1 protein-coding gene is annotated in these 260 nt (G+C 53.8%); it reads left to right on the top strand.

Going from position 1 to position 260, the window contains the following annotated elements; genetic code table 11:
* The coding region (locus QN359_RS19920) for a MotA/TolQ/ExbB proton channel family protein (RefSeq protein WP_323493481.1) at window positions 1-258 on the top strand (258 nt) is incomplete at its 5' end.
* Between the last annotated feature and the right edge of the window lie 2 nt (window positions 259-260).

Here is a 260-nt window from a genome sequence, read left to right on the forward strand (position 1 = left end):
GTCTGGGGTATTTACCATGCTTTGACAGCCATCGGTATGTCCGGTCAAGCATCGATCGATAAAGTCGCCGGCCCAGTCGGTGAAGCGCTGATCATGACCGCCATCGGTTTGGCCGTCGCGGTTCCGGCTGTACTCGGTTATAACTTCCTGGTACGTCGCAACAAGAGCTCGATGGAAGAAGTACGCGCCTTCTCGGCCGATCTGCACTCGGTGGTCTTGTCGGGTAACATGCATAAAGTCGCTAAAAAAGCTGCTTAACA

The sequence above is a fragment of the Undibacterium sp. 5I2 genome (assembly GCF_035019605.1).
In the GTDB taxonomy this organism is placed as follows: Bacteria; Pseudomonadota; Gammaproteobacteria; order Burkholderiales; family Burkholderiaceae_D; genus Undibacterium.